Source organism: Bradyrhizobium arachidis (assembly GCF_015291705.1).
In the GTDB taxonomy this organism is placed as follows: domain Bacteria; phylum Pseudomonadota; class Alphaproteobacteria; order Rhizobiales; family Xanthobacteraceae; genus Bradyrhizobium; species Bradyrhizobium arachidis.
In genome coordinates this window covers 4,212,343-4,238,653 of sequence record NZ_CP030050.1, presented here as the reverse complement: position 1 = coordinate 4,238,653, position 26,311 = coordinate 4,212,343, and the positions used below count along the sequence as shown (strand labels likewise).

General features: G+C 60.9%; 19 protein-coding genes and 2 pseudogenes. 7 read left to right on the top strand and 14 right to left on the bottom strand.

Translation table 11 applies throughout. The features are described 5' to 3' along the window. Positions 1–84 precede the first annotated feature (84 nt). Positions 85–891, top strand: a complete 807-nt coding sequence (locus WN72_RS19455) for a response regulator (RefSeq protein WP_244553765.1) — start codon at positions 85–87, stop codon at positions 889–891. A gap of 120 nt (positions 892–1,011) precedes the next feature. Here WN72_RS19455 and WN72_RS19450 read toward each other — a convergent pair whose 3' ends face one another. Beyond that, positions 1,012–3,567 carry an ATP-binding protein gene (locus tag WN72_RS19450; RefSeq protein WP_244553764.1) on the bottom strand — a complete coding sequence of 852 codons (2,556 nt, stop codon included), beginning with the start codon at positions 3,565–3,567 and terminating at the stop codon, positions 1,012–1,014. 95 nt (positions 3,568–3,662) lie between these two features. Continuing rightward, on the bottom strand, positions 3,663–4,052 hold the full coding sequence (locus WN72_RS19445; protein WP_092216390.1) for a cytochrome P450: 390 nt from the start codon (positions 4,050–4,052) through the stop codon (positions 3,663–3,665). An 881-nt stretch (positions 4,053–4,933) separates the two neighbouring features. Between WN72_RS19445 and WN72_RS47885 the strand changes: the two are divergent. The 3 genes and pseudogenes from WN72_RS47885 to WN72_RS19435 form a co-directional block, all read left to right on the top strand. Next, positions 4,934–5,077, top strand: a pseudogene (locus WN72_RS47885) (hypothetical protein); the annotation flags it as partial. Between the two features lie 12 nt (positions 5,078–5,089). Then, entirely contained in the window at positions 5,090–5,923 is an 834-nt protein-coding gene (locus tag WN72_RS19440) for a GntR family transcriptional regulator (protein WP_244553763.1), read from the top strand. A gap of 1 nt (position 5,924) precedes the next feature. Then, a complete protein-coding gene (locus tag WN72_RS19435; protein WP_092216388.1) occupies positions 5,925–7,076 on the top strand; it encodes an ABC transporter substrate-binding protein in 1,152 nt (383 codons plus the stop codon). A 24-nt stretch (positions 7,077–7,100) separates the two neighbouring features. Here the strand turns inward: WN72_RS19435 and WN72_RS19430 are convergent, their stop codons facing one another. From WN72_RS19430 to WN72_RS19395, 8 genes are all read right to left on the bottom strand, one after another. Then, positions 7,101–8,882 (bottom strand): hydantoinase B/oxoprolinase family protein, encoded by a 1,782-nt coding sequence (locus tag WN72_RS19430; protein ID WP_092216387.1) that lies wholly within the window; start codon positions 8,880–8,882, stop codon positions 7,101–7,103. Next, positions 8,879–10,957, bottom strand: coding sequence for a hydantoinase/oxoprolinase family protein (locus WN72_RS19425; RefSeq protein ID WP_092216386.1), 2,079 nt, complete (start codon positions 10,955–10,957; stop codon positions 8,879–8,881). Before WN72_RS19425 ends, WN72_RS19430 begins: the two co-directional genes overlap by 4 nt. Before the next feature lie 55 nt (positions 10,958–11,012). After that, positions 11,013–12,656 carry a dipeptide ABC transporter ATP-binding protein gene (locus WN72_RS19420; protein ID WP_092216385.1) on the bottom strand — a complete coding sequence of 548 codons (1,644 nt, stop codon included), beginning with the start codon at positions 12,654–12,656 and terminating at the stop codon, positions 11,013–11,015. Positions 12,657–12,659: 3 nt separating this feature from the next. Further along, entirely contained in the window at positions 12,660–13,535 is an 876-nt protein-coding gene (locus tag WN72_RS19415) for an ABC transporter permease (protein WP_092216384.1), read from the bottom strand. A gap of 18 nt (positions 13,536–13,553) precedes the next feature. Then, a complete protein-coding gene (locus tag WN72_RS19410) occupies positions 13,554–14,495 on the bottom strand; it encodes an ABC transporter permease (RefSeq protein WP_092216383.1) in 942 nt (313 codons plus the stop codon). Positions 14,496–14,499: 4 nt separating this feature from the next. Beyond that, complete coding sequence (locus tag WN72_RS19405; protein ID WP_092216382.1) at positions 14,500–16,080, bottom strand: ABC transporter substrate-binding protein; 1,581 nt, start codon at positions 16,078–16,080, stop codon at positions 14,500–14,502. Between the two features lie 73 nt (positions 16,081–16,153). Beyond that, complete coding sequence (locus WN72_RS19400; protein ID WP_092216381.1) at positions 16,154–17,590, bottom strand: amidohydrolase family protein; 1,437 nt, start codon at positions 17,588–17,590, stop codon at positions 16,154–16,156. 255 nt (positions 17,591–17,845) lie between these two features. Further along, complete coding sequence (locus WN72_RS19395) at positions 17,846–18,778, bottom strand: ABC transporter ATP-binding protein (RefSeq protein WP_245003237.1); 933 nt, start codon at positions 18,776–18,778, stop codon at positions 17,846–17,848. Positions 18,779–19,019: 241 nt separating this feature from the next. Between WN72_RS19395 and WN72_RS19390 the strand changes: the two genes are divergently transcribed. Beyond that, positions 19,020–19,346 (top strand): hypothetical protein, encoded by a 327-nt coding sequence (locus WN72_RS19390; RefSeq protein WP_092216380.1) that lies wholly within the window; start codon positions 19,020–19,022, stop codon positions 19,344–19,346. Positions 19,347–19,477: 131 nt separating this feature from the next. Then, positions 19,478–19,639 (top strand): annotated as a pseudogene (locus tag WN72_RS19385) (transcriptional regulator); the annotation flags it as partial. A gap of 672 nt (positions 19,640–20,311) precedes the next feature. Here the strand turns inward: WN72_RS19385 and WN72_RS19380 are convergent. From WN72_RS19380 to WN72_RS19365, 4 genes are all read right to left on the bottom strand, one after another. Continuing rightward, positions 20,312–21,328 carry a patatin-like phospholipase family protein gene (locus WN72_RS19380; RefSeq protein WP_027564504.1) on the bottom strand — a complete coding sequence of 339 codons (1,017 nt, stop codon included), beginning with the start codon at positions 21,326–21,328 and terminating at the stop codon, positions 20,312–20,314. 566 nt (positions 21,329–21,894) lie between these two features. Beyond that, positions 21,895–22,092, bottom strand: a complete 198-nt coding sequence (locus WN72_RS19375; RefSeq protein ID WP_028146192.1) for a hypothetical protein — start codon at positions 22,090–22,092, stop codon at positions 21,895–21,897. A gap of 1,376 nt (positions 22,093–23,468) precedes the next feature. Continuing rightward, positions 23,469–23,945 carry a Crp/Fnr family transcriptional regulator gene (locus WN72_RS19370; RefSeq protein ID WP_027564505.1) on the bottom strand — a complete coding sequence of 159 codons (477 nt, stop codon included), beginning with the start codon at positions 23,943–23,945 and terminating at the stop codon, positions 23,469–23,471. Positions 23,946–24,312: 367 nt separating this feature from the next. Beyond that, a complete protein-coding gene (locus WN72_RS19365) occupies positions 24,313–24,840 on the bottom strand; it encodes a hypothetical protein (protein WP_027564506.1) in 528 nt (175 codons plus the stop codon). A 149-nt stretch (positions 24,841–24,989) separates the two neighbouring features. Here WN72_RS19365 and WN72_RS19360 point away from each other — a divergent pair, with 149 nt between their 5' ends. Further along, the gene (locus tag WN72_RS19360; RefSeq protein WP_027564507.1) at positions 24,990–26,258 is read left to right on the top strand and encodes an NHLP bacteriocin system secretion protein; all 1,269 of its coding nucleotides are present in this window, start codon (positions 24,990–24,992) and stop codon (positions 26,256–26,258) included. Positions 26,259–26,311 lie beyond the last annotated feature (53 nt).

Here is a 26,311-nt window from a genome sequence, read left to right as displayed (position 1 = left end):
TTACTTGATCCGCGGACTAGCGTCGCAAGACGCGCATTCGATATGGCGCATCCCAAAGCGATCCGGGAGCGTCGGAGAAATAAAATGGACGAATGTATCGATAGAACAACCGTTCTTTTCGCCGGCGCGGCAGGTGGACCGCTTGGACCAACGGACCCACCCAGCAAAGAGCACCCGACGTTCACATGCCTCCTCGTCGAGGACGATGACGCCCTCCGCCTCCTGGTAGCGAATTATCTGGAGGAAAATGACGTCCGCGTGATCTGCGCATCCCGGCTGTGTGACGTGGCACCGCTGCTTGCGCGCAACCAACCCGACCTGATCGTGCTCGATTTGCGGCTCGGGCGAGAAGATGGCCTCGATCTGCTTCGTGAACTCCGCGCGCGATCCGATATACCCGTCATCATCACGACCGGGCACCGGCCCGACGAGATCGACCGTATCGTCGGGTTGGAGCTCGGAGCTGACGACTACATCACCAAGCCATTTAGCTTGAGGGAATTGTTGGCCCGCATCCGCACCATCTTGCGGCGTCGAGACGCGGAACCGACCAAACGGCAACGCGAAAGCGAGAGAGGCAGCCTTCGCTTTGGGGGATGGCGCCTCGAGCGGCGGACGCGCCGCCTCACCAATCCGCGAGGCGAACCGGTCGCCCTTACCAAGGGGCAATATGCGCTATTGACGGCATTCCTCGATGCACCACAGCGGCCGCTGTCCCGCGAATACCTGCTGCAAGCGACGCGCGTCCACGAAGACGTATTCGACCGCAGCATCGACATGCAAGTCATGCGCTTGCGCCGCAAGCTCGGGGACAGCGGGGGTAGCCCCTCGATCATCCGCGCCGAACGCGGCGTCGGCTATGTTTTCATGCTTCCTGTGGCGACCTCATGATATCGAGGCTCAGGCTTTCCAGCCCTATTGCCTGATGACGGGCTGAAATTGATACGATGAAACTCCGGCAATTTGCTATCAAGGTCGAACGACAATGCAGCAAGTACAGTTGCCCCGGCTTTATCGGTCGGCTGACGAGGACCCTGCACAGCGCAGGACTTCCTGGAGGCTCCGCGCCAAGTCTACAGAGCGAAAAGGTTTGCGTATGATCGGAAACTCATCCACCGCATCATGTCGTTGCAACACATCTCTCGCGTAACCCGACGTGAGCAATATCTTGATGCCTTTCCGCAGTCGCCTCGCTTCGCGAGCAAGCTCAACTCCGCTCATACCTTTTTGCATCACGATATCGCTGAACAAAAGTTCAAATTCCTGGTCACTCTGAAGGATCCGAAGCGCCTCCGCGCCGCTCCGGGCACAAGAAACCTGATAGCCATGTACGGTCAGCATTTCCGACGTGACTTCCAGAATATCGTCGTTGTCATCGACCAACAGGATTCGCTCCGAGCCGGTTGCTATATCCTGAGCCTGTCGGGTTTCTTCCTCCGGTTCAAGTTTCTGCGTGGCCTTAGGCAGATACAGAGCAATCGTGGTTCCCGCTCCAGGTGCACTTTCAATGGTAATGTGTCCTCCGGACTGTCGGACAAAGCCATAGACCATGCTGAGGCCAAGCCCGGTCCCTTTGCCGACCTCCTTGGTCGTGAAGAAGGGCTCAAACACCCGATCCAGCACTTCAGGAGACATCCCGCACCCGGTGTCTGTGACGGACAGCTTGACGTAGGCCCCCGCCAAACACCCCGCAATGGCGCCCTCTTCCGCCACGATGTTCCGCGTTTCGATCTGGAGCACACCGCCATCCGGCATGGCATCACGTGCGTTCAGTACCAGGTTGAGGAGAGCGGTTTCCAGCAGCGACGGATCAACCTGGCACAGCCATAATTGATCATCGGTCCGCAGCTTGACCTCGCATGCCGCCCCGACGGCCTGCCGAACGAGCCCCTGAAACGCGGAAATGAGCTGGTTGGCGTTGACCACCTTTGGGTTCAATGTTTGCCGCCGTGAAAACGCCAGAAGCTGCGCTGTCAGTTCTGTCCCCCGGTCAATGGCACGCCGTGCGGCCGCGGCGAACTTGCGAACCTTGCCGACATCCGTGGCCGCCTCGACGAGTTCGAGATTCCCGGAGACCACCGTGAGCAGGTTGTTGAAGTCGTGCGCAACTCCGCCAGTGAGCTGGCCTACGGACTCCATCTTGTGGCTCTGGTGCAACTGCTCCTCGGCCAGGCGGCGCGCCTCCAGGGCATGCTTGTGTTCGGTGATATCGCGCAGAAAAATTGCGATGCCCTGGCTGGAAGGAAACGCATTGATTGCGTACCAGATACTCCGGCGCGGGCAGTACACTTCGGCGAACGACGGATGATCCTCCGGCACTGTCTCCCGAATTTGGTGCAAGATTTCCTTGTCACGGTCGCCTCGAAACGCCTCGAACAGAGTCATGCCGATGATATCGCGGCCCTCGGCGACCTGTGCCCAAGCGGGCCCGTTGATATAGCTGACGCGCCAGTCCCGATCGATGATGACTACGCTGTCGTTTGTGCTTTCAAAGATCGTAGTGATCCGGGCGGCCGCCTCCTCGGCTATCTCCTTTGCCTTGGACAATTCCTGCTCACGGTGCTCCAACGCGTCCGCCATGGTGTTGAACGCGTCGGCCACCCGCGCGATTTCTGCATTTCCGCTGATGTCTACGCGGCGGGAAAATTCACCGAGCCGCCATTGGTTCGCGGCATCGACCAGCTGCCCAAGCGGGCGATGGATGAACTGCCGGGCGCCCAACGACACCAGTGCCAACACCAGCGCGGTGCTCAAGAGGATCAGGAATGTGTCGCGCAGCGTTTCACGTCGGATCTCAGCGAAAGCCTGCGCCTTGTCGAGGCCGAAGCTGACAACAAGCCCGCCGGAGTCGTCCTGAAGGGCGGAGTAGCCTTCGATCCGCTCGACGCCATCGACATCGACGATATCGACCGCGCCGCGGTCGTCCACCGTCAAATGTTTGTCACCGGGCATCTTTGTACCGACAAACCGGTCGTTGTCGGGATAGCGGGCAAGATAGGTTCCGTTGCGGTCCATGACGGCGAGCGCGACTCCTTTCGAAGCTCCCTTTTGAGCGATGTCGTCGGCGAGCCACTCCAGGCTCAGACTCGCAGCGACAACGCCGCCCATACTCCCATTGTCGTCGTAGAACGGCAGTGCAAACAGTATGACCTTCCGGCCTGACGCCAGACCTATCGAGAATTCTCCGACCGCGAATGCACCGGTCGCGAGCGCTCTCGCGAAGTAGGCGCGCTTGGAAACGTCAATCTGCTTTTGATCGCCGGTGTGACAAAAACTCACGCCGTTCAAGTCGGTCGCGAAGAAGGTAATGAAGGCAGGAAACCGCTCCTTCACCGCAGCGAGGTAAGTCGTGCATCCCAAGCTATCCCTCGACTTGATCTGTGGGAGTTCCGACAGCGCGACCAGGACCTGACGAATTCCCTGGACGATTTGTTGCTGGTCTGCCGCCGCGAGCTTGGCCAGGCTGAGCGCATGGTCCTGCACTTCGAGTTGGCGCGCGCGCCGACGATCGAATTCGTTGTACGCTTGGAGCGCGATCGCCGGCAAAAGCGCGACGGCCACCAGCACGAATAGCCTTGACAGGAGAGTCACTTGCGAGCTGGCTCCAAACTTGGAATATTCGTTCGCCGAAGATGATTGCGCCTCTGCTTAAGACGGGTTTTTCAGAGGAGTGCTGGTTGCCGCCCTGATGGCGATATCCGATCCTCCTCACGCAAGGCTACCGGAGTACGAATCGCACCGGGAGCGTCTTGGGGCCTCCGACCACGAGGAGGCGAAGCGTTTCGGTTCGCCGGCAAGCTCCAGAGTGTCGAGCCGGGGATCAACTCGTCCAACAGGATGCGCATCTCCAGCCGAGCGAGATGCTGTCCAAGGCGGGCATGGGCCCCCGCACCGAACGCGAAATGCGGGAACCCGTCGCGATCGACCCGAAAGCGCTCCGGTTTGTCAAACACGCTCTCGTCGTTGTTGGCCGAAAGATATGACAGCATCAACCAGTCGCCCTCGCGAATAAGCCGACCTCCCAGCTCGGCATCCTCAGTCGCCGATCGCATGAAATGGCTGACTGGGTTAGTCCGAACACTCCGTCGCAGCAGCCGCCATCCTCGCCGAAGTGCGCAGGTATGAGGCGACAAGCCGGTCACAGCATGGTTTCAGCCCGGACGAAGCGCGTTACAACTGTGATTTGGGGATTTTGATCGTTCGCCGGCAGCGATCGGCGCGCAGTTCTTCCTGCCACTCGGCGAGCGCGGCAGAGGCCGCGGCACTACAACGGGTGGATGGTGGAATTACCCGCTGGCTGGGCACCGGTGCCGCGCTATTGGCGTACACGCTCACTGTCCGGCGCCGTCGTTTGGTCAAGTCTATGTCCATCCAATGAACGCATCTCCAGAACGCTTCACTGGCTTGGCCATCGCCGTGACGACGGCGGTCGAGTAATGGTCGCGCGAGACGTTGCTGGTTTCAAATGAAGACTATCACCAGAAGCTTTGCTGGCTTGGGAGGTCAATTAGACGACCTGATGCGCGCAGTCTGGACGGCCTTGATCTTCTGCCAAGCTTCAGCCCGCTCCGATCAGTAAGGAGCATCTGCTCCCTTCGAGATGATGCCCTCGTACTTCAGCTAGCTGGCCGCCTCGAACTTGGGACCCGCTGATTAAGAGACACATGATTCCATTGCAAAATCAACGACCATTCCGACAAACGTGTCGTTGATCCCGCTTTGGACCAGCAGTTGGATTTCCTTTTGTCGGAATGGCCCGGCACCGAGCAAGAGCCGCTCGCACCAGCCTGCAAGGTAAGGCGGCGGGAGTTCGAGAAAGGCAACGCGACCGCCCCCCAACAGCAGTGGCGGTCCTTGCAAATGATCCGCAACACATTCTAGAAATAGTGGATCAACAATCTTCTCAGGTAATCGCTCGCCATATTCAAGGACCATGCGGAGTAAGGGATACTACAGCCTTGTTCGAACTCTTCTGAAGGAGAACATCCGTCAGGGCCGGATTCCACATGGAACACGTCTCTATACGGCCGCCGTCGCAGACCGGCTGGCACTGAGCCCCCCGCCCGTCCGCCGGGCACTCGACCAGCTCATGGAAGAAGGTGTCCTAATCCTCCATCCCCAGCACGGCTACGTTGTGGGCGGCAATGTCCAGGAGGCTGGACAGCCAGGGCGCGAAAACCTGCATCTGCTGGACCTCGATCTGTCGCTGCTCGAGGGCGGCAAATCGACGCCACTGGCGCCTCGTTGGGAAACGATCCTCGAAGAGGTCAAACGGGGCGTCCTGCGCGCGATTCCGTTCGGTACCTTCCAGATTTCCGAGACTGGAATCTGCGACCATTTTGGAGTCAGCCGCACCGTATCCCGCGAGGTGCTTGCGCGGCTAGATACACAGGGGCACGTCGAGAAGAGCCGCAGCTCCCACTGGATCGTCGGCCCGCTCTCGGCCCGGGCGCTCGACGAAACGCACGAAATGCGCCGCCTTCTCGAGCCGCAAGCGCTGATGGATGCGGCGCCGCGCGCCGACCAGAAGCGTCTGCTGGTCATGCGGCGCGAGATCGAGACGTTGCGCAGGAGAGACGACGTCCTGACAATCGAAGACATCGCCGCCGCCGAAGCGGCGTTGCACCGCGAACTCCCGGGCGGATGCCGTAACCGCCGCATGGTCGCCAACGTCTTGAACTTGCAGATTGCGCCGGTTGTCGATGATCTGTTCCGTGAGCATATCGGCGTGCAGGACGAATCCGCCCTGCTCGACGAGCATGACATTGTCCTTGCACATCTCACCCGCAGGGATCCCGAAGGCGCCGGACAGGCATTGAGGCGTCATCTCGACCTTCAGCACCAACGCACGCGGGCAAGACTCAAGGTCCTATCGATCTTCGACGCACCGAACGATCTGCCGTATCTCACGCGAATCCACTGATATGAGCCGCCCGCGCCTCCGTGTCATCGCTCGCCGGGAATTCGTGCCCGAGCCGCTGAAGGTCGAGGCTGCGCGCGCGCTCGACATCGACATCGTCTTCGACGTCGTCGATACGCTGGATGGACTGCGCCGCGTGGTCACGGCGCCCGAGACTTTCGATGTCTATCACCAATGGCACACGGTCGATCTCATCTGGACGTCCAGGGCGATCCAGCCGATCGCGCTCGATCGCCTGAGCTGCGCCGCCGCCCTGCGCGCCATCTCGCGGCCTCCGCTTGATGCGTTGTCGCCCCCCACCGTCACGCGTAAACTGTTCGTCCAGGCGGACGGCGAGCTCGAAGCCGCACCGAGCGGTCACGTGTCGATGTTGCCGGTTCTCCGCGGCGTCGATTGCTTCGCCTATCAGCCGGCAGTCCGCGACCTGATCGGCCCGGTTGCCCGTGAAAGCTGGGGCTGGTTGTTTGACGATCGGTTGCGGGGCCATGTCGGGTTGCTGTCAGATCCCGTTCTCGGAATGATCGAGGCGGCTCTGGCGACGGAAGCGTCCCGGAACATCAGCTTCGACGACATCGGCAATCTCTCCATTGAGGACATCGATCTGGTTGCCGATACGCTGATCCAGCTCAAGAAGCTCGGCCATTTCCGCGGTGTCTGGTCAAATTATGAGGAGGCCGCGCGTCTCATGCAGCGCGGCGCGCTGGTACAGAGCATGTTTACGCCGGGTGCGACGCGTCTGCGCCGGGAAAAATTGCCCGTGACCATTGCCAATCCCATCGAGGGGGGGCGCGGCTGGCATTCCGATCTCTGCATCTCGTCGGCGACGCATGGGAAGGCGCTCGACGCAGCCTACGCCTATCTGAACTGGTGGGCCGAGGGCTGGCCGAGTGCGTGCCTCTCGCGTCAAGGCTATTACGCCTTCTTCCCCGAACGCGCGCGCAGCTATCTGGAGCAGGACGAGTGGGACTATTGGTATGATGGCCTGCCCGCCGCACGTGCCCTGCCCGATCCTTTCGGCGAGCCCGCGATTCCCGCCGGGCACGTGCGCGAGGGTGGCTCTTATGCGACTCGCATGGGGCGCGTGCGCGTGTGGAACACATTCATGGACGAGCACACCTATCTGGTCCGCCGTTGGCGGGAATTCCTCGAAGCGTGAGGATCCCCGGCAGCGGCCTGCCGATCACTGGCGGCTCAGCCGTTCGGCGCGTGTCGCGGCGAGATCAACGCCTGTTTCGTTCACAACGACCCCATAGTCCCCAAGTGCGGTGTCGGGACCGAAATAGCCTTCGCGCACGTCGTGCAGCACAGCTTCCGGATCACGCTCCAGCGGATTGCCATAGCCTCCGCCGCAGGGGCCAAGGCAAATCAGACGGTCACCCGGCCTCGCCTTGAGATAGGAGACCTTCGAGACAAGATCCTTCGCAACTTGATTGTCTGAAACGAGCGTGATCGATGCGGTCCTGCCATCGTGGCCGCCGTCATAGCCCCATGGCCGGTATTTGTGGCCATCGCCCTCGATCGAGAAGCCGCCGTCATTGAGAAAGGCGAATTCGCGCACGCTTCCGATGCCGCCACGCCAGCGGCCCGCCGGCACAGCCCCTTCGCGCAATTCGTAGCGGTTGACGCGCAGCGGCAGGTGCATCTCGATGTCTTCGATCGGGTTGTTCCTCGTGTTGGCATAAAGTGTGTCGACCGCATCCATGCCGTCGAGTCCGGCGCGGCCGCCATAACTGCCTTCGAGGATCTCCATGTGAACCCAGTGCCGCCCATCCTTGAAGCCCGAGAACGAGGCGATGCGGAGATTGCCGATACCTGCCGATACCTTGGTCGGCACCACCTGCGCCAACGCCTTCATCAGCGTATCGGCGAGCTGATTGCCGGGACAGAAGCGCGCGATCACCGGCGCCGGAAATTCGGGATTCGCAAGACACCCCTTCGGCGCGACGATAGTGATCGGACGCGTCAAGCCCTCGTTCTGCGGAATGTTGCCGCAAATGACGCTATCGAGCAGGATCGAGCGCAGCGTCAGCCAGACGGCGCAATCCACCGTTCCCTCAAACGGCATGTTGACCGGCTTGTCCGGAATCTGCGGCGCCGTTCCGGTAAGATCGACGACCATGGAATCGCCGCGAATGCGGAGCGTGACTGCCAATGGCATGTCCTTGCGGGCCGGATCGGGATCGTCGAGATAGCCGTCGATATGGCCGACCGCGCCATAGTCGCCGTCAGGCAGCGCACGGATCGCGTCGCGCATCAGTCGCTCGGAATAGTCCATGAGGTCCGCATGGGCGGCCCTGAGCTTGTCGAGGCCCCACGTGCCGATCAGTTCGAGATAGCGATCCGCTCCGATCCTGGCCGCCTTGATCTGGGCTTCCATGTCACCGACCACGAGATGCGGCGCGCGCAGATTGGCTTCCAGGATGTACCAGACCGGATCGACGCGGCGGCCCTGATCGTAGACTTTCACCGCTTTGAATTGCAGCCCCTCGGCGTAGGTGTCGACGGCATCGACGATACCGCAGCTCCCCGGCGAGAGGGCGCCGATGTCGAGATGATGCGCCGTCGTGGCCGAGAAGCCGACAAGCTCGTCGTCGTGAAACACGGGCACGCAGAAGGCAACGTCAGGACCGTGGCTTGCGCCGCCATAGGGATCATTGTGCATGATGACGTCGCCGGGACGGATCACGTCGCCCCGCTCCTTCATCGTCTTCAACAGATGACGAATGTAACCGGGAATCGGACCAGACTGCAGCGGCGTCGACATCCGGCACTCGCAGAGCTGGCTACCCTCGGCATCGGTCAACGCGGTGCCGAAATCCTCGGACTCTCGGATGATGGACGAATAGCTCATGCGCATGAGCTTGTGGCCCATCTCGATGGCGATGTTATCGAGCGCCCCCTGAATGACTGCAGCAGTGATCGGATCGATGCGGCTTTCGCCCTTCGGCTGATCTGGGGTCATGCGCGGCCTCCCAAAGTGATGATGATGCTGCCCGATGGATGGACGCAGGCCTCCGCTCCCGGCGGCACGACCGTCGTGCTGTCCTGCTGGACGACGATGGCCGGTCCCGCGAACGGGATCTCGACCGGCAGGGCCGCGCGCCGATAGACCGGCGTGTCGAACATCTTCAGCGTCCCGGCGATGCGGAATGTACAACGATTGTGGCGCAGTTCCGCTTGCGCGAGCGAGCCACCCTCGGACGCTCCCTGCGGCGGCAGCTTCGGCAGCGCACCGATGCCGGTGACCCGAATATTGACGATCTCGATGACGCTGGCCGTGAAGGCATGGCCATATTCCTCGGCATGCCTGTCGTGAAAATCCCGCCAGACCTTGGCCATCGCTTCCGGCGTCGTCGGACCTGCCGGGAAGTCGATCTTCAACTCGTAGCCTTGACCGACGTAGCGCAAGTCGCCGCTGCGCAGGAAACCGACGGCATTGTCCGGCACGCGATCAACCCTGAGGCGCGCGGCCAATGACGCTTCCATCTCCTCGAAATTGCGGCTCAGCCGATCGATATCGAGCGCCTGCGACGTCTGGAACTGCGTGCGCACCTCGTCATATTTCAGATCCGTCGTCAGCAATCCGATCGCGGAGGTGATACCGGGATATGGCGGCACAATGATCTCCGGGATCGACAGCATCGCGGCGACTTCCGCCCCATGCAGCGGCCCGGCGCCGCCCATGGCGACCAAGGCGAAGCCGCGCGGGTCGATGCCTTTCTGCACTGTGCGAGAGCGGATTGCGTTGGCCATGTTGGCGTTGAGCACCGTCAGCACGCCTTCGGCGGCCTCGTCGATCGGCAAGCCAAGGCGCTCCGCGAGCTCGGCAATGACCCGATGCGCGGCCTCGGCATCGAGTTTCATGCCGCCACCGAGGAAATTATCCGGATCGAGCCGGCCGAGGACGATATTGGCGTCGGTGACTGTGGGTTCGTTGCCGCCGCGTCCATAGGCCGCCGGTCCCGGCACAGCGCCTGCGCTCTGCGGCCCGACGCGGAAAGCGCCGCCGCGATCGATATGCGCAATCGAGCCGCCCCCGGCACCGATCGTGTGCACGTCGATCATCGGCATCAGCAGAGGAAAGCCGGCCAGCGAGGTCGATCGCGCATCCGTCTCTGCAAAGCGGCCGCCGCGAATGATGCCGATATCGGCCGACGTGCCGCCGATATCGAAGGTGATCAGATCGCTTCGGCCGGCGAGGTCGCCGACCCAAGCTCCCCCCAATACGCCGGCCGCAAGGCCGGACAGCAATGTCAGCGCCGGCTTCTCCGTCACCATACGCGCGGTTGCGGCGCCGCCATTCGAGGCCATGATCCGGAGTTCGCCGGCGATGCCGAGATTGGACAGCGCGGCTTCGAGATTGGCGATATAGCGCTCCACCTTCGGACCGATGGAGGCGGCAAGTGCAGCGGTGGTGAAGCGTTCGAATTCGCGGAACTGGGGAGATATGAACGACGAGGTCGTGACGAAAGCCTCCGGCATGACCTCTTCCACGATCGCACGGGCGCGGAGCTCATGAGCGGAATTGAGGAATGAAAACAGGAAACAGATAACGACGGCTTCAACACCCTCCGCTTTCAATTCCTCCGCCGCGCGACGGACGCCTGCTTCATCGAGAGCAATGAGTTCCCTGCCGTCGGGCGGTGCAAGGCGGCCGGCGACCGTCTTGCGATAGCGACGCGCGACCGGCGGCCGGTTCTGCCAGGGCAGCTCCTGCATGATGGAGTAGTGCTCGACGCGCTGGTGCCGGCCGATGTGCACGATGTCACGAAAGCCTTCGTTCGTGATCATGCCCGTACGGGCAATCTTGTTCTCCAGCACCGCGTTGGTCGCCGTAGTCGTACCATGGAAGACGTAGGCGATCTCCGATGGCTTGGCCCCCGCGCTCTCGCACAGCTCCTTCACGCCCTGCATGACGCCGACGGACGGATCGTGCGGGGTCGTGGACACCTTGTGAATGACAACCTGACCGCTCGTCATGTCGCAGCAGACGAGATCCGTGAACGTTCCGCCCACATCAACGCCGATCGTTTTCATCTCACCTCGTCTTCTTGCACTGATTCTCGACAGTCATGCCGCGGCGGATGCCGCCTCACGCGGACTGGCTGTAGGGGCGGAAATTCGCAAAATCCCAGTCGCGACCGGGAGCTGCGGTAATTAGCTCTCGCGTATAGGTGTGCTCGGGCGTCGCCAGCACCGCATGAGCCGTGCCGGCCTCGACCACCTGCCCGTCCCGCATCACCGCGATCCGGTCGCAGATCTGCGCAGCGACGCGCAGATCATGGGTGATGAAGAGGATGCCGACACCACGCTCGTCGCAGATGCCGCGCAGGAGTTCGAGCACCTGCTTCTGAACGGAGACGTCCAGAGCCGAGACGGATTCGTCGGCGACAAGGACATCCGGATCGAGCGCAAGCGCACGGGCGATACAGATGCGCTGGCGTTGCCCGCCGGAAAACTGGTGAGGGAAACGCATCAGCATGTCCCGCGACAATCCGACCCGCTCGAGCAGCACCGCGGCGCGCTCATAAGCCTCGCTCTTCGGCGTCCCGAAATTGAGCATGCCTTCTACGACGATGTCACGCACACGCTTGCGCGCATTGAGCGAGCGGAACGGATCCTGAAATACGACTTGGAGGCGGCGGCGATGCGGACGGAGCGCTGTTTCCCCGAGCCGCGAGATGTCGACGCCATCGAGCACGATCGAGCCCTGGGACGGGCGGATCAACCGGGTGATGCATCGGGCAAGCGTCGTCTTGCCGGAGCCGGACTCGCCGACAATGCCCAGGATCTCGCCGCGTCGCAGGCTGATGTCGGTCGCTTTCAGCGCGTGCACCGGCGGCCGGGGCGAAAAGAGGTCACCAACCTTGTACGACATCGCCAGATTCGAAACGCTCAGCACCTCGGCATCGGTCGAGGCCGGCCTCTGCGGCGGCACCAGGCTCGGAACCGCCGATGCCAGCATCCGCGTGTAGTCGGCTTGCGGGTTCGACAGGACGTCCGCCCGGCTGCCGATTTCGACCATCTTGCCGCGATTCATCACAACGATCCGGCCGGCGATTTCCGAGACGACTCCGAAATCATGGGTGATGAACAGGACAGCCGTGCCGAAACGTTGCTGCAATTCCGAGATCAGCAACAGGATCTGCCGCTGAGTAGTGACGTCGAGCGCCGTCGTTGGCTCGTCCGCGATCAGGAGCTTCGGGTTCATGATCAGCGCCATGGAGATAACGATACGCTGACGCTGTCCGCCCGAAAGCTCATGCGGATAGGAGGCGCGGATGCGCTCCGGGTTCGGCAGCCGCACCGCCTCGAACATCTCCAGCACACGGCGGCGGCGTGAGGCCGCATTGCCCTCACCGTGCACTCGCAGCACCTCCTCGACCTGCGCCCCGACCTTCTCGACCGGGTTCAGCGCGGTCATCGGTTCCTGAAACACCATCGACATGCGGGACGCCCGCATCCGGCGCAGTTCCTCGGCACTGGCCGACAACACGTCCGCACCATCGACCGTGATGTGGCCACCTGCGACCTCCAGCGCGGCTGGATCCAGCAGGCCCATCACTGCAAGCGACGTCACCGACTTGCCAGAGCCGGACTCTCCGACCAGGCAGAGCGTCTCGCCGGCGCGAACGCCAAAAGTGATGTCATCGATGACCGGCGCACCAGACTGTTTCAACGCGACGGTCAGCCCCTCGATGCGCAGCACGTCAGCGGCCGCATTGATCTCCGTCATGGATCAGCCTCTCCGCGCGAGTTTTGGATCGAGCGCATCGCGCAAGGCATCGCCGATCAGATTGATGGCAAGCACTGTCAATGCGAGCGGGATGCCGGGAAAGAAAACGAGGCCGGGCCTGAGCTGGAAATAGGAGCGACCGTCGGCGATGATGTTGCCCCAGGACGGGACCTCTGGCGGCAAGCCGACGCCAAGGAAGCTCATCACGGCCTCCGTCAGGATGGCCGACGCCAGAATGAAGCTCCCCTGGACGATCAACGGCGCCAGCGTATTCGGCAACATATGGCCGAGCAGGATGCGCCAGGCCGGCGTCGCGAGCGAGACGGCCGCCTCAACATAGGCTTCGTTGCGCAAAGAGAGAATGAGGCCGCGGACAAGGCGCACAACACGTGGAAATTCGGGGAGCACGATCGCGAGCAGCACCGTGACCAGATTGGCGCCGGTGATCGCGACGAGCGCCACGGCGAACACGATCGACGGGATCGACATGATGCCGTCCATGACCCGCATCAACACGCTGTCGACGATCGGGAAATAGCCGCAGACAAGGCCGATCACGAGGCCAAGCAGCAGCGATGCACCCGCCGCGACGACGCCGACGACCAGAGACGTCCGCGCGCCGTAGACGACGCGGGCAAACAGATCGCGCCCCATCGTGTCGGCGCCGAACCAGAATTGCGCCGAAGGCGGCTTCAACCGGTTCACGGCGTTGATCAGAATCGGATCGGCGCTGGTCAGCAGCGGCGCAAGGATCGCAACCAGAACAAGACACACCAGGAAAGCTGAAGCTGCGATCGTAAGCCCATTGCCGCGCAGGCGTGCGCGCCACTGCCCGGCACGGCGCTCCCGCGCGGCAGGCAAGACGGCGGACATTTTCATGTCGAGTTCTCCCACCGATCAGGCCCGGATGCGAGGATCGAACACCATGTAGAGGACGTCGACCGCGAGGTTGATGAGGATGTAGATCAGCGACAGGAGCAGCATCAGGCTCTGGATCAGCGGATAGTCGCGCGCAAGCACCGATTCCACCATCAGCCGGCCAAGACCGGGGATGTTGAAGACGCTTTCCGTCACGACCACGCCGCTGATCAGGAAAGCTGCGCCCGAGCCTGCCACCGTGACGATCGGCACGGCTGCGTTGCGCAGCGCATGACGAAGCACGACGCGCGCCTCGGGGACGCCCTTGGCCCTGGCCGTCCTGATGAAATCTTCGCCCAGGATCTCCAGCACGCTCGAGCGGGTGATGCGCGCGATGAGGGCGACATAGACCGCCGACAGCGTCAACGTCGGCAGCGTTGCCGTTTGCAGGAAACGGACGGGATCCGTCGCGAGCGGGGTGAATCCCTGTACCGGAAACCAGCCAGCGTTCAGCGAAAAGAGGTAGATTAGCGCATAGCCTGTGACGAAGACGGGCGTCGAGAAGCCGAGCACGGCCATCATCATCACCAGGCGGTCGCTAAGCCGGCCGCGCGCCCAGGCGGCGTAGACGCCCATGGGAATGGCGACCAGCAGAGAGAATGTCATCGTCGTCACGGCGAGCGAGAGCGTCGGCCCGATGCGCGACGAGATCATCTCGGCGACCGGCTTGTGCGAATGCAATGACGTTCCGAAATGCCCCTGGCCGAGCTGACCCAGCCAGTAGAAAAACTGGATGTGGAGCGGTTGATCGAGGCCGAGCCGTGCGCGGATCTCGGCAAGCTGAGCCGGAGAGGCCGAATCGCCAGCCATGATCGCCGCCGGATCGCCCGGCGCAAAATGCAGCAGGGCAAACACGATCAGTGCGACCACCCCCATCACGGGGATGGTCATCACGGAGCGTCTGACGATATAGCCAAACATCGTCTTACGGCACGCCCTTGGAGACGTTCCAGAAGATGTTCGCCGGCGCCGGCAATACGCCCTTGACGTCCTTGCTGTAACCGCTGATGCGGGCGAAAGAACCAAGAGGCGCGAAGACGCCTTCGTCATAGACGATCGACTGGATCTTGGTCGTGATCTCCTTGCGCTCGGCTTCCGACCCCGCGGTCAGGAAGGCCTTGGTGAGCTGCGGAATGGCGGGTACGTCGGCCCAGCCGGCATAACCGCCCTTGCCTTCCGACACGATCATGAAGTTGCGCAGCGGCTCCTGGATTTCCGTGTTGTGCCAGCTGGTGATGAAGATGCTCCAGCCACCTTCCGTCGTCGGTCCCTGATTGGCACGGCGCGACAGCATGGTCATGAAGTCCATCGCCTGCAAGTCGACCACAAAACCAGCAGCGCGAAGCTGTTGGGCCATGACCGGAGCGACCGAGGACAGCGAGGGAATGTCGGAGATGTGCAGGATGGTAACCGGCTTGCCGTCGTAGCCGGCTTGCTTCAGCAAGGCCTTTGCCTTCTCGACGTTCGGCTTCATCACCATCTTCGCCAGGACATCGCTCTCATACGGCAGCCCACAACCGAACACCGCACCGCAGAGCTTGTAGTTTTCCGGCGCGCCGAACTGGGCCTGCATGACTTCCTGCTGCCCGATTGCCCAGAGTGCCGCCTGGCGGACCAACTTGTTGTTGAACGGCGCCTGGAGATGATTGAAGCGATAGCTGATCTGGTAGCCAAGCTGGTCCAGACGCGCCGTCGTCACCTTCGACGCGTTCACGAGCGGCATCAGGTCGGAGTTGATGTTCTGGACGTAGTCGACTTCGCCACTGTTCAGCGCATTCAGCGAGGTCAGCGGATCGGCCATTTCGATACGGGTGATCCGATCGACCTTTGCGAGCTTGCGCCCGGCAAACCAGCTCGGCTCTTCCTTGCGCGGCACGTAGCTCTCGTTCTTGACGTAGACAGCCTTGACGCCCGGCTGATATTCGTCGGCCTTGAAGATGAACGGCCCGGAGCCGGTGTAGTCGGTGATCGCCTCGGTCACCGGGGTCTCCGCGACCTTTGCCGGCATGATGAAGAGCGGAACGCCACTCGGCTTGGCAAAGGCGTCGAGGATGACGCCGGACGGGGTCGACAGCGTGAGCGAGAAAGCCTTGGCATCGGCGGCAGAAACGTCCGACGTGATCGACATCAGGGCGATGCCCATACGATCGCGTTTGCCCCAGCGCTTGATCGACGCGACCACGTCCGCCGCGGTGACGGGAGCGCCGTTGTGCCACCTCAGGCCGTCGCGCAGCGTGAACGTATAAACCTTGCCGTCCTCGGACACCTTGTAGCTATCGACCATCTGCGGATGAATCTTCTGCTGCGCATCGAGCGCGAACAGCGTGTCATAGATGAGATAGCCGTGGTCACGCGTCTGGTGCGAGGCGCTGAGGATCGGGTCGAGATTGCCGAGCCGGCTTTCCATCACGATCTTCAGCTCGGTTCCCGTTACCGGTGCGCAGATTAACAACGTCGATACGACGGCAGCCAGAAGCGACGATGCCATCTTCATGTGCAGCTTCATTTCAGTCCCCTAAATTGCGCGGTGATGCAGTGCCTCCGCGCGGGCTTCATCGCGGATGAGGTCGTCAATCAGGCTAGCGTTTGAACGCCGGATAGCTCTCCGGTGAAAGGATATTGATGTCGCGATGGGCCCAATCCTCGCGGTGCATGTTGGCCCACATGTGCTGAGCGCCCGCCTGCAGATCGGCCAGCAGCGCATCAACGTCGAAACCCGGGACGACACGATCCTTCATGACGAACTTGCCGTCGATCATCGTTGCGTTCAGGTCTTCCGCCTGCGCGGAATAGACGATGTTACGCACGGGATCGCGCACCGGCGTCATGAACAGGCTCGCACCTTCCCAGAACAGCAGGTCGGCCTTGGCGCCAGGTGCGATCCGGCCAAGATCGTCGCGGCCAAGCGCCTTCGCGGCCGACAATGTCGCGGAGTTGAACACGTCGGCGGCGGTCGCTACCTCCGTTCGCCGATCCATGATCTTGCTGATGACGGCCGTCCAGCGCAGCGCCTCGATCATGCTCTGCGGGCAGGTGTCCGTCGCCAGGGTCATGTTGACCCCCCGCGCCAGGTATTTGGAATAGCTCTCCATCGCGATGCCGCGGCGGGCGAACACCCAGACCGCGTGCGCGACATTGGTGCCCGTATCGGCGAGGATGCCGACGTCGTCAGCGTGATAATTTGTCCAGCTCGATCCACCGGGCATGATGACATGGCCGAGGATGACGTCGTTGCCTAGGAAGCCGATCTTCTCCAGCCATTCGACGGGCGAGCAGCCGTTGCGACGAACCATCTCTTGGAATTCCGGCACCGACTGCGAGACATGCAGCGCGAGCGGCACCTTCAGTTCGGTCGCCATCTCGCGCGAGCGGCGCAGCAGCGCCTCGGAGCAGGTATCCACCTGCACCGGCGTCAGAAAGCCCTTGATCCTGCCATTGGCGCGGCCATCGACTTCCTTGATGAAATTGACCGCGTGCTGCATCGCTGCCGCGCCGTCGTCGGGCGACCACTCGTATTGAACGCTCTTGCCGTCCTTCGTGTACCAGCGCCCCGAGCGATAGAACTCGCCGATATAGGCACGCAGTCCGGCCTTCTCCGCCTGTTCGGCAACGTACTGGCCGTGCCTGCCCATCTCCACGACGGTCGTCGTGCCCGTACGGATCAGTTCCGGCATCGACGCGGCAACCGACGCGCGGCGCGCCTGGTCGGTGATGGCACCATCGCGCGCCGTGAGAAACTCGAAGAGACCGGAAAGGTAGAAATTCCGCGGGCCGCGATCCTCGACGAACGAGCGGTCGAGCGGCGACTCGCTCAGATGCGTGTGCGTGTTGATGAAGCCCGGCGTGACGATCTTGTCTCTGGCATCGATGAACTCGTCGGCCTGACCGTCGAATTCGCCGCTGCCAACATGCGTGATGCGGTCGTCCTCGATGACGACCACGCCGTCTTGCAAATGCCGATGACCGCCATCCTGAAAGGCAATGACATGGCCAGCCCGGACCACCGTTCGCACCATCGGTCACTCCCACTCTCAAATTATGTATCCATAGTTTGCATCATGATTTTGGATTGTCCATCAGAAAATCCGATCATTTCGACGCCACGCGCCCATCGCGCAGGCAGCGAAAAGCCTATTATTGCAGCGCATGAACGCTCAAGTGCCTCCGCACGTGCCGGGCGCCGGAGCCGTGTTGAATTTCCCGGCGAGCCCGCTTCCGACATTTTCCGTATGATGGAATCTTACCCCGAAGGCGCAGCACGCCCCATGGCTTCACGCCCGGGCTTCGCGCGGAAATGCCACGACGTCGTCTGATCCCACGATCAGTCCCACTTCAGTGCCGGCCGGGCACGAAGACAATGCCGCGACCCCCGGCGCGCGCAGCAGGATGGGCTCGCGCACAACGCCGGCAATCTCGATGTAGAGGTCAATGTGATCGCCCTGAAAGACCTGCGCCGTCACCGTTCCGCGCAGCGATCCCGGCGTGCTTTCCGACGTCACTGCGAGATGCTCCGGCCGAATGAAGACGTCTACGACGTCGCCAATGGCAAGCTTCGCGAGCGGCGCCGCCGGGACCTCAAGGCGCATGTCGCCGACGGATACTGTTGCGACCTCTCCGCGCCGCTCGAGGAGACCCCCAGTGAGCACATTCACGTTCCCCACGAAGGATGCAACGAAGCGATCCGCGGGACGGCGATAGACATCACCGGGCGCCGCGATCTGACGTATGCGCCCCGCCGACATCACCGCAATACGGTCGGACATCGACAGCGCCTCGCCCTGGTCGTGGGTCACGAAGATCGTGGTGACGCCGAGCTCGCGCTGGATCTGCTTCAGCTCAACCTGCATCGACCCGCGCAGATTCTTGTCGAGCGCCGAGAACGGCTCGTCGAGTAACAGCACCTTCGGCCGGATCACGAGCGCACGCGCCAGCGCGTCGCGCTGCTGCTGGCCGCCCGACAGCTGGCGCGGCTTGCGATCACCGAATCCGTCCAGCTTCACCAGCGCCAGCGCCTCGTCAAGACGACTTTGCCGAAGCAGATGTGGGATGGAATCCTGCTTCAGGTAAGCCCTGTCATCGCTGCCGCATCCGTCGTCGTGCTCATTGTCGTGATCTTGATGTTCGCGATCATCGAAATGCTCCAGGCGCGCCGCTCGCGCACGTCCGGAGCAGAGGTCGCCTCCGATTCTTGAGGCCTGCCACAATGTTCCTCGCGCCTCCCCCTTATGAGCGACTTGGCTTACTGCCGAGCACAGAGAGTAGCATGTTGAACCATCATGGCATGCGGCCGCGAGTTCTAAGCATGTGGACGACGTTCGTCTCGCCCGATGCAAATCGCCGGCGTTCAAGACGGCAATCCAGGCTAACCATCTCCATGATGGCTTCGCCTTGTCTGACGAGATGAAGTGAGGCGTTCGCGAAGCAACAGCGACACGTGGGGTCAGCATGCTCAAATTCATCCTGGAATGGATCGACCTTCGCTCTCCTCTCGCGCGAGCGATCGACGCGAGAGCAGTGACGGATCGTATCGGCACGCATGAGGCATTGATCGTGCCGCTCGTCCTACTGGTCGCACTCCTCTTCGCGCTCGGCACCATGACAGGGGCGCCTCAGCATACGCCCACCGACCGTACCTCGTTCTATGCGTCGTTCGGCAGCATGGGCATGCCAACGCTTTCTGTACCATCGGACTCCTGCCGCCGGCCCCTGAACGTCGGTTCCACGCCGCGCCTGCGCCACGCAGACGTGCTCGCGTTGCTCGCGAACGACTGATCCAGCGCCGCCGCGCCCGATGCTCCGCTTAAAAACGAATGGCGGCTTCAGTACGATCCAACCAAACTGATGGCCGCCGACGGAATAGCTGAAGCGCTTCCGGAATAGCTGACGCGCTTCGCGGCTGCCGTCAATACATTCTGCGCGTCGTCATCCCTGACCAGCAGAACTGCGACTTGTTCTACAAGAAGCTGATCCACGCCGTCCCGCTCAAGAACGTCACCTCGCGCTTCGCGATGGAGAAGATCGAGTCGATCACTGCGTTGCCGATCCCGCTGATCGTGATGGAATAAATGCTAACGAAGGGCGAGCCTACAATCGCGACGTTTCAACAATGGCGCACCAAAGCATCCTCACCTGACGACGCCGCGAAGTCCTGCATCTCTGATCGATTTGAGTGCTTGGTCAGCAGTGACGCCTCTATCAACGGATGGCTGCCATCTCTTGTCGACACGCCACATATCACCCTATCCTCAACACGTGCGGCTTGCTCGAAAGAGCGCCTAGATCCATTCTCGGATGCCCGGGTCACGCTGGCCCAGATGGGATTTTTCTTGATCTCCCGGTGCACACGTCGCGCACACGCGGCCATCTAACTACTTGAGAAACTTGAAGTCTCGCTCCAATCCATCATGGGCCAATTTGAGCTAACGTAAGGAAGCGTCGTCGGAGAAAGTCAAATAAGCGCACGCGCTCGAGCGGCGGGAGAAAACGGTAAACTGGTTCAGTTCGGGGAGGCACAACCACCAATGCCGACATTCGCTGCAAATCAACATTTGAGACGTGACGGGCACAAGCGGACGCCATCTCGTGCATAACCCGCAGCTTCCTCGGCGTCGGCGCAGCCGCCTGCATCGGAATGGGGGCTGATGGTGGCCGTGCGCGGCAGTACATGTATCTTCCTCTCGGGTCGCCGTCTTGGCCTCGTTAAGGCATTGCTGTATTGCTGCACCAATCTAAACGCGCTACAAGTATCTGCCGTGAATGTCGATGGTCGAACGCACACCGATATGGCAATAATTTGCGGCTAACCACTCCTCAGCGCAGGTACGGCCCACGTCGCGCAGATAGGTGAGAAACTCCCAGTCTGCATTAAACTTGGAGGCGACGCCGAGGCCTTTCATGAACGATTCCGCCTCTATGGCATGAATCAGCATCGTCTTTATCTCGTCGTGCAGCGCGCCTCTGCTGACGAGCTTGTTGGCGAAGGCAATTGCTCGCATCTCGCGCATCAGCGACGAATTGAAGCTAATTTCGTTCAATCGGTTTAATATATCGCTCGCCGTGCGAGGAATTTCCCCACGCACAATTGGATTGATGTGAATAACAATGATGTCGGTGGATTGGCAGCCATAGATCAGCGGGAAGATTGCTGGGTTGCCCATGTAGCCGCCATCCCAATAGGCTTCGCCATCGATTTCAACAGCCTGAAAGAGCTGCGGAAGGCACCCGGAAGCGAGAACGGCGGAGACGGTGAGCTCATGGTTCTCAAAGATCTTCACCTTTCCAGTGCGGACGTTTGTCGCACAAAGGAACAGCTTGACGACACTCTCCCTGCGCAGTCGGTCGAAATCGATGGTCTTCTCGAGCACGTCACGCAACGGGTTATAGTTCAATGGGTTAAACTGATAAGGTGACAACAGTCGTGTCATCATGTCGAAGAACATGAAGGCTGGCGATTTCTCGATCGAATGATTTTGCGACAGACGATCGAAAATGGACGGCTGCAGCGGTCCCCAGACTGCAGCTTCGCTGATGCGGCGCCAATATTCGGCGAGAGTGAGTTTTGCGCCTTCGCGGCCGCCGATCGTCAGGCCGTACGCCATGACCGTGCCGTTCATGGCGCCAGCGCTGGTAGCGCAGATCCCCTCAAACGACATCCGCTCATCTTCGAGCAGGCGATCCAAAACGCCCCAGGTGAAGGCGCCATGCGCACCGCCACCCTGTAAAGCAAGGTTGACCGTCTTGCTTGCTGTACCCATCAGCGCTTACCGACCACGCTGTGCGCCACCGCTGCGCCGCCTAGCAACCTAATGAACTCGCGGCGTTTCACTGTGCAGTCCCTCCACTTCTTGCGACTGAAAGGATATCACACGGCGATACGGCAGGAGACGGCCCGGTGCGAGATTTCAGGCCGGGCTATGACCGCTCTGGGTCACAGCCCGAAGAACTCGCTTTGAGCATATCGAGCCCGCTTCACCCCACGTGAGCGGACAGGCAGCTGACATGCCGGGTCGGCAGCTTCGGGCCAATACCGGAAGTCAGCTTGCCACGATCAGGCTCAGAATTGCTTTCGCGGTAGCAAGTAGCGGGCAGTGGTTCACCTTTTTGGACTGTCCAGCCGCCATTCGAAATGGTTCCATCCCTCGCTGTTAGCGAACCTGATCAGTCCGCATTCCCGACAGGTGTAGCGCTCAGTGCCATCCATGTGGGTCTGGGGCAGACCGTGAGCGGTACCCGGTCGAAGCCCAGACAGGCCGGCCACACCTATAGGTGTGGTGTCCGTGTCCGCTCGGTGTCCGTGGTGAAAGAGGTCGTCGGGGACGGGTTACGGTCTCCCAGATGTGCCGGGTGGATAGTATACGACGGTTGTGCTTTTATCGGACATGTGAACAAGAAAATTCCCTATCGGGGCCGCTTGAATGTATGCGACGTCCTTTCCGCCTGTGACGATGTCGAGGTCGTCATCCGTTAGTGCTCTCGCGACATCGAACTCTGCGGTCGTCAGTTCTTTGATCGTAGTCATGTCGCTCTCCTATGAAAGTGTTTCAGGCGAGGACCATTCCTCGCCTTGATGGGGAGCGATATAGATGTTTTTGGCGAGGTGATGTGATCTTGATCGCGCATCGTGATGGTGGACGTGTTCTGGCATGTCTTCGTATTGTCGGCACGGTTGGTTGGGTTCATCGGGCTAGTTTCCGGCCCGGGCCATGAAGCCGTTTTGCAGATCGATGCCGATGTGCGTCGTGCGGCGCGGTCTCAAACGGTCAAACACCGCGACGCCACCACGGGCGGAGGATCAGGCGCTCTCGCACTTCGTCGAAGATACCCAACCGATGCACGGGTTCACCTTTGCTAATGATAGGCTCCGCTGCCCCAACATTCTGGAGAGAGCTTCGGCCAAGGTCAACGTCCTCTTGGGGTCACAAGCGGCGGTGAAGGCTTGCGGCAGCTATGCATGGACAGCTGCACAAAGCGGACCCCGTCTGAATGGCCTGCGCGGTAGTAGCGTCCGGTCGGAACGAGATCTCCGACGTCTCAGCATCGGATCGTGCAACTGACGAGCGCGAGAACGCGGCCCATCTGCGGCCCATCTCAATGTTCATCGAGCTCACGTTATCAAGCAACGCCTAACGCGAGCTTGGATCAGCCAGCCCGATCCATCATGGCGCCCCGGAAAATTCACAACTTAAGCCATTCATTCCGTTTATCTATTTAGCCCTAAACTGATCCTTCGTGTGATTGGGACCGACTGAGAAATCCGGTGCGACGAAGCCACTGCAGCTTGGCTCTTCTTGGGCCATATAGGCATGATTTGGAAGCGGAAATCGCGTCTTTGGATTCTCAGTGCACACGCCAGATCGGCTTGAGGATCGCGGCGACAAGAGAGAGCAATGCCGATCAGAAATGCTGCAACTGGAAGAAGCTTCAGCCCGCCGCGCCACAGTTCATCCAAACACATCAACAGAAGTGAGCAGTCGGCTCACATCCAACAGGCCTTTGGGCTGCTCGACAAAATCGTGCAACGCGTTTTCAAAAGCGGCATCCCAGCCTTATGCGCATCTCGCCAAACCGAGCATAAACTCCTCGTTGGCCTACAGCCTTCGCTGCCGGCCAACACGGACTCATCTTGGCGCCACAACGCCTTGCCTGTGGCGAGTCTCAGCAGGAAACGGCAGATTCTCTGACCTACAAGCCGCAGCGACATCGATACCGCCGCAATCTCAGCCAGCGCGGCCTGACAGGTTGAAGATGAGCACGGCTCGACCAACGCTCAGAAGATCCTGTTAGTGTGCGCCTACCTCTCCTGGCTGGCCTTTATCGACCCGACATAGTTGGCGCTCAATGATGACGAGCCGCTCCTGATTACTGCTCCCGCCGGACATAAACATCACTTCGTCCCTAACTCGCATGAAGCCTCTGCAGCTCCGCAATGCGATTGTCGGCACGGCGAAGCCGCCGACAAAGCTCGCGGTTGATATTCTGCATCACCATCACATACGCGTAGATGTCGGCCTTGTAGTACGCGTAGAGTTGTCGAGCCGCCAGCTCGTACAGCAGGGTTGGGCTCTGCGCAACGATAGTCGCTGATCGGTTCTGCATCTCGATAAGCGTCATTTCGCCAAAAAAGTCGCCAGGCCCAAGGCTCGCCATGCGAACTATGCGCCCCGAGCCCCCGAGCTTGCTCACCACGAGATGGCCGGAGTGAACAACGAACATTGAGCGGCCCGGCTCTCCTTCCGCCACGACAATGTCGCCGACGTCGAAGCGGCGCTCGACCAGCATAGAGACCAAGAGATCGCAACTCGTGTCTGAGAGACCACCGAAGAATGGTGTGGCAAGCAAAAACGCTTTCAGATCGAGCGAGCTGACAGCCATCGAGAAACTATACTCCCGCGACCAGCGCTGGCAAGCCGCCGAGACGTCGACGCTGCTGCCACAGGCAGCAGGGAGGGCGCGGTGATCAAACTTCGGGAACTTGTCATGATCCTGGATTTGCATCGCCAAGATCTGTCGGATCGCCGCCCTCGCCCAGCAACTTGGGGCCGATCGAAGACAGTCAGGCCTACACCGCCGGACGCTTGCCGCCGGTTTACAAAAAGTGGCACCAAGGTGTTCTCGATGGTGCTCGGCTACTCACCGGTCGACCTGGGCGCGCTTTTCTCGATTAGGATCTGCAAGGGGTCCTTGGCTGTCACCTCCGCACGTGGAGATCGCTTACCGCGCGGGCCCTTCTTTCGCACGGTCAAAGGCGAGCTCGAATGGAAGCCAATATGCCTGTCGTCGTGTCGATGATGGTTAGGGCCTGCTCAATCTTTCCTTGCCCTAACGGATATTTGGTACACCGCTCGGATATTTGAACCAACCGCTTTCTTTCGCTCATCAGGATCGCGCTGCTCTTGTCGACGGCAAACTTGACGATATCACGCATTGGATTTTTGTCGCCAAAATCGATCAGATCTTTCTCCATCGTAATCAAATACTCATAGCTTGCCAGTTCGTCGGAGATCTGAAGAAGTTCCCGAATAGCCGAGTTGACACAGTCGGCGTCCCCGCTCGAAACATCGGGACGCTTTGCGGTTGCGACAAGGTCGTTCATGAGGTTGGCAAAAAGCGGCCTAAGGCTCTCCGCTTGCCTGAAATCGCCCTCGGACAGGACGCCCGCACAGCACATACCCGGTAGGAAAAGCCCAAGCCCCAAGCTTGCCGCCAGCATCTTTCGGTGCGTTCGCGCAGGGAACGAAAATCTCGTGGTGCCGATCAGCCCGTACATCCCAATTGGTCCTTCCCCTGCCACCCCTTATTGATTGTTAGATGGTTGCTTCTGTGCAAAGATCGGGGATCGTCGGCTTCAGTTCACACTTGCTTTTGAGTGCAGACATGTCGGCGTCTGAACCGCTCCCAAACCCGGAGCATAAGAGCATGACCGGTGGGCCGCAACGGGCGTTTCGCGCCGCGGCCCTTGACCGGGCTGCGTCTCCCGAGCAGCTCGATCATCTCGTTGTTATCACCAAGCCTGCTGACTGGATTCTTACCCTTGTACTGTGCATTGCGCTTGGGGCGGCCGTGCTGTGGAGCATTTTCGGGCGCGTGCCCACTCGCGTCTCCGGTGAGGGAATCCTGATCGGCAGTGGCGGTAAGGTCGTCGAGGCCGTATCCGCCGCGGCCGGACGGCTGCAGTCGGTCGCAGTCACGGTGGGCGAGCACGTCAACAAGGACCAACCCATCGCCCAGATCGTTCAAACCGAGATCCAGCAAAAGCACAACGCAGCCACCGAGGTCTTTCATGAACGCCAGCGAGAGCACGCCGATCGGGTGTCGAAAGCTGCAAGCGAACTCGCCGCTAAGAGCCAGAACTTTGCAAAACTTGAAATGGCTCTGCAACAGGTAATCAAGGCAACGAGCCAGCGTATCGAATATCTCACCGTCGATGTCAAAAACCTCGAGGATTTGCTGGCCAAGGGATACACGACGCGGCGCAATTTGGAAGAGCGACGCCAGGAGCTGGCCGATGCGCAACAGCGCCGTACTGACGCCCAAAACGAGATTTTGAAGCTGCGGTCGCAGAAGACGGATCTGGAAACGGAGCGTGGTCGCGAAATTCAGCAATCCGAGTTTTCCCTCAACGAGGCCCGGCGGCAGATGAATGCCGCCGCCGAACAGCTGAGCCAGAACACCCAAGTGATCAGCCCGATGGACGGGCGTGTTTTGGAAGTGAAGATTTCGCCCGGTTCGGTGCTGGCCATCGGCACACCGGTGATTGCGATCGAAAGCGAAGGCGCCAAGCTCCAAGCCCTCGTCTATGTTCCCGCCGAACGGGGCAAACAGATCAAGCCTGGCATGCAGGTGCAGCTCGAGCCAAGCACGGTCAAGCGCGAGGAATTCGGCATGATGCTCGGCAACGTAATCAGCATCTCTGATTTCCCGATGACGCCGCAAGGCATGGCCGCGCTGCTGCATAACGAAAGCCTGGTTTCACGCTTCTCGCGCGACGGTGCACCTTACGCCGCGATGGTTGCGCTCGATGAAGACGCCTCCACTCCAACCGGATATCGATGGGCCGTGGGCGAGGGGCCGAACATTCATCTCACGAGCGGAACGTTGGCTCGGGCCGAGATCACAACACGCCGGCAGCGCCCCCTCGATCTGGTGATACCCCTGCTCAAGCACCTCACGGGCATTGATGGATAGGCGCTCTCCAAACCAGCCAACCAGCGGGCGCGGCCGGCCCAAATCCTACGTCA

Excerpts from the sequence above, each read along its gene's own strand:
- WN72_RS19455 (WP_244553765.1), top strand. The coding sequence starts at position 85 with ATGGACGAATGTATCGATAGAACAACCGTTCTTTTCGCCGGCGCGGCA.
- WN72_RS19445 (WP_092216390.1), bottom strand. The coding sequence starts at position 4,052 with ATGCGATCGGCGACTGAGGATGCCGAGCTGGGAGGTCGGCTTATTCGC.
- WN72_RS19440 (WP_244553763.1), top strand. The coding sequence starts at position 5,090 with ATGGAAGAAGGTGTCCTAATCCTCCATCCCCAGCACGGCTACGTTGTG.
- WN72_RS19435 (WP_092216388.1), top strand. The coding sequence starts at position 5,925 with ATGAGCCGCCCGCGCCTCCGTGTCATCGCTCGCCGGGAATTCGTGCCC.
- WN72_RS19430 (WP_092216387.1), bottom strand. The coding sequence starts at position 8,882 with ATGACCCCAGATCAGCCGAAGGGCGAAAGCCGCATCGATCCGATCACT.
- WN72_RS19425 (WP_092216386.1), bottom strand. The coding sequence starts at position 10,957 with ATGAAAACGATCGGCGTTGATGTGGGCGGAACGTTCACGGATCTCGTC.
- WN72_RS19420 (WP_092216385.1), bottom strand. The coding sequence starts at position 12,656 with ATGACGGAGATCAATGCGGCCGCTGACGTGCTGCGCATCGAGGGGCTG.
- WN72_RS19415 (WP_092216384.1), bottom strand. The coding sequence starts at position 13,535 with ATGAAAATGTCCGCCGTCTTGCCTGCCGCGCGGGAGCGCCGTGCCGGG.
- WN72_RS19410 (WP_092216383.1), bottom strand. The coding sequence starts at position 14,495 with ATGTTTGGCTATATCGTCAGACGCTCCGTGATGACCATCCCCGTGATG.
- WN72_RS19405 (WP_092216382.1), bottom strand. The coding sequence starts at position 16,080 with ATGAAGCTGCACATGAAGATGGCATCGTCGCTTCTGGCTGCCGTCGTA.
- WN72_RS19400 (WP_092216381.1), bottom strand. The coding sequence starts at position 17,590 with ATGGTGCGAACGGTGGTCCGGGCTGGCCATGTCATTGCCTTTCAGGAT.
- WN72_RS19390 (WP_092216380.1), top strand. The coding sequence starts at position 19,020 with ATGCTCAAATTCATCCTGGAATGGATCGACCTTCGCTCTCCTCTCGCG.
- WN72_RS19380 (WP_027564504.1), bottom strand. The coding sequence starts at position 21,328 with ATGGGTACAGCAAGCAAGACGGTCAACCTTGCTTTACAGGGTGGCGGT.
- WN72_RS19375 (WP_028146192.1), bottom strand. The coding sequence starts at position 22,092 with ATGACTACGATCAAAGAACTGACGACCGCAGAGTTCGATGTCGCGAGA.
- WN72_RS19370 (WP_027564505.1), bottom strand. The coding sequence starts at position 23,945 with ATGGCTGTCAGCTCGCTCGATCTGAAAGCGTTTTTGCTTGCCACACCA.
- WN72_RS19365 (WP_027564506.1), bottom strand. The coding sequence starts at position 24,840 with ATGTACGGGCTGATCGGCACCACGAGATTTTCGTTCCCTGCGCGAACG.
- WN72_RS19360 (WP_027564507.1), top strand. The coding sequence starts at position 24,990 with ATGACCGGTGGGCCGCAACGGGCGTTTCGCGCCGCGGCCCTTGACCGG.